The sequence below is a fragment of the Stenotrophomonas sp. STEN029 genome, from assembly GCF_056760015.1.
On record NZ_JBRREC010000164.1, the window covers coordinates 1 to 3,238 of the forward strand.

Sequence of the window (3,238 nt, forward strand, 5' to 3'; positions counted from 1 at the left end):
CCCCCCCCCCGGCCTGGTGGTCCGCCTCTGGGGGAGTCTCCCCGGGCGCGCTTGCCCCCCGGGCGTCCTCGGCTCTGCCTTAGGGGAGGGCTGGGGAGGGGGGCTCTTGCTTCTCGCCGCAAAAATGCAACAAAAAAGAACGCCCCAACAGGGGCGTTCTTCCAACGCAACATTCAACGCAGCAGATCAAGCAACCTTCTTCGCCGCCAGCTGCCGCAACACATACTGCAGCAAGCCACCATTACGGAAGTACTCCACTTCCTTCGGCGTCAGCAGCAGCACCTTGGCTGTGAAGCTCTTCCTGCTGCCATCGGCCCTGGTAGCAGTAACCGTTGCGGTCTTGGCCTTGCCATCGTCCAGCCCGGTCACATCAAACACCTCCGAACCATCCAGGCCCAAGGTCTGCGCGTTCTCGCCGTCATGGAACTGCAGCGGCAGCACGCCCATGCCGACCAGGTTGGAGCGGTGGATGCGCTCGAAGCTCTCGGCGATCACCGCCTTGACGCCCAGCAGATTGGTGCCCTTTGCGGCCCAGTCGCGCGATGAGCCAGTGCCGTATTCCTTGCCGGCCAGCACCACCAGCGGCACGCCATCGGCCTTGTACTTCATCGCCGCGTCGTAGATCGCCAGCTTCTCGCCGGTGCTGCTGCCCGGGGCGTAGTACAGCGTGTTGCCGCCTTCTTCGCCGCCGAACATCAGGTTCTTGATGCGGATGTTGGCGAAGGTGCCGCGCACCATCACGTCGTCGTTGCCGCGGCGGCTGCCGTAGCTGTTGAAGTCGGCTGGCTGTACGCCACGCGACTGCAGGAAGCGGCCTGCCGGCGAATCCTTCTTGATGTTGCCGGCCGGGGAGATGTGGTCGGTGGTGATCGAGTCACCAAACAAGCCCATCACCCGTGCGCCATGCACGTCGCTGATGCTGCCGACCTGCATGGTCATGCCATCGAAGTACGGCGGGTTCTTGATATAGGTAGAGTCGCCATTCCATTCGTAGGCTTGGCCTTCCGGCGATTCGATCTGCGCCCAGCGGGTGTCACCCTTGAATACATCGGCGTAGTTCTGCTTGAACATCTCCGGGCCGACGGTGGCAGCGATGGTGTCGCCGATTTCCTTGTTGCTCGGCCAGATGTCGCGCAGGTAGACGTCCTGGCCGTCGCTGCCCTTGCCCAGCGGCTCCTTGCTCAGGTCGATGCGCACGGTGCCGGCAATGGCATAGGCGACCACCAACGGCGGCGAGGCCAGGTAGTTGGCCTTCACTTCCGGGTGCACGCGGCCTTCGAAGTTACGGTTGCCCGACAGCACCGAGGCCACTACGAGATCGCCAGCAGCAATGCCGGCGCTGACTTCGGTCGGCAGCGGTCCGGAGTTGCCGATGCAGGTGGTGCAGCCGTAGCCGACCACGAAGAAGCCGAGCTTCTCCAGATCCGGCAGGACGCCGGCTTTTTCCAGATAGTCGGTGACGACGCGGGAGCCCGGTCCAAGCGAGGTCTTGACCCACGGCTTGGCCTTGAGCCCGAGCCGTGCCGCATTGCGCGCGAGCAGGCCGGCGCCGAGCATCACCGCCGGGTTGGAGGTGTTGGTGCACGACGTAATGGCGGCGATCACCACTGCGCCATCCTTCAGGCGCATCGCTTGTTCGTTGATCACGATGTCGGCATGGCCCTTGGCCAGCTGCTCGTTGCCGACTGCGGCGCCGCCGCCTTCGTTGATGAAGTCGGCGACGTCGCCATTGCGTTGCTCGCGGTGGCTGGTCAGGCCCTTCAGTGCTTCGCTGAAGTTGCTGTGCACGTCTTCCAGCAGCACGCGGTCCTGCGGGCGCTTGGGGCCGGCCATTGATGGCTTGACTTCGGCCATATCCAGTTCCAGCGTGGCGCTGTACTGTGCGTGCGGGCTGTTGGCGTCGTGCCAAAGGCCCTGGGCCTTTGCGTAGGCTTCGACCAGGTTGATCTGTGCATCGCTGCGGCCGGACAGGCGCAGGTAGTTCAGTGACTCGGCATCGATCGGGAAGATGCCGCAGGTGGCGCCGTATTCCGGGGCCATGTTGGCGATGGTGGCACGGTCGGCCAGCGGCAGGTGCTGCAGGCCCTCGCCATAGAACTCGACGAACTTGCCAACCACGCCGAGCTTGCGCAGCATCTGGGTGACGGTCAGCACCAGGTCGGTGGCGGTGGTGCCTTCGGGCAGCTTGCCGGTCAACTTGAAGCCGACTACCTGCGGGATCAGCATCGAGGAGGGCTGGCCCAGCATCGCGGCCTCGGCCTCGATGCCGCCGACGCCCCAGCCGAGCACGCCGATGCCATTGATCATGGTGGTGTGCGAGTCCGTGCCGAACACGGTGTCCGGGAAGGCCCAGTTGGCACCGTCGATCTGCCGTTCCATCACCACACGGGCAAGGTTTTCCAGATTCACCTGGTGGACGATGCCGGTATTCGGCGGTACGACCTTGAAGTTCTCGAAGGCCTTCTGGCCCCAGCGCAGGAAGCTGTAACGTTCCTGGTTGCGTTCGAACTCGATCTTGCCGTTGAGGTCCAGCGCGTCAGGACGGCCGAACACGTCCACCTGCACGGAATGGTCGATGACCAGTTCGGAGGGAATCAGCGGGTTGATCTGCTCGGCCTTGCCGCCAAGCTTGGTGACCGCGTCGCGCATGGCGGCCAGGTCGACCACGCAGGGCACGCCGGTGAAGTCCTGCAGTACCACGCGCGCGGGCATGAAGGCGATCTCGGTGTCCGGCTCGGCCTTGGGGTTCCAGCGGGCGACGGCTTCGATGTGGTCAGGGCCGACGGTCTGGCCGCCGTCCTCATGCCGGAGCAGGTTCTCCAGCAGGATCTTCATCGAGTAGGGGAGGTGGGAGATATCGAACTTCTGACCGAGCTTGGGAAGGCTGCAGTAGGTGTACTGCTGGCCGCCAACCTCCAGTTGGCTACGGGTGGAGAATGTATCGCTCATACCGCTGACTCCTTTTAGTGCAGATGGCTTGCGGCGGCGCCGGGGCGCTGCGCGGGCTTGTCAGGGCCATGGGCCCTGACAGGTGGATGCCAGTCCGAGTATGGACGAAGCATCCTGCATTCGGTTCATGTTGGCTGGTGCCAGTTTAGGCAACGGCGTGTTGCGGGCATGTAACGGAGCGCGCGACTGTAGTGCCCCGCCCAGCTCGGCCGGGGGCTTCCCGGGAGACGCACCCCCCCCCAAGGGGCGGCCCAACAACTAAAAAATAAACCGCTCCGAGAACGCGCAG

1 protein-coding gene is annotated in these 3,238 nt (G+C 64.2%); it reads right to left on the reverse strand.

What is annotated here, in order from left to right; translation table 11 throughout:
* Nucleotides 1-186: 186 nt before the first annotated feature.
* Nucleotides 187-2,949, reverse strand: coding sequence for an aconitate hydratase AcnA (acnA, locus tag ACVOLI_RS20330; RefSeq protein ID WP_481615762.1), 2,763 nt, complete (start codon nucleotides 2,947-2,949; stop codon nucleotides 187-189).
* Nucleotides 2,950-3,238: the final 289 nt, after the last annotated feature.

Coding starts and splice junctions, on each gene's coding strand:
- acnA (WP_481615762.1), bottom strand. CDS start 2,949: ATGAGCGATACATTCTCCACCCGTAGCCAACTGGAGGTTGGCGGCCAG.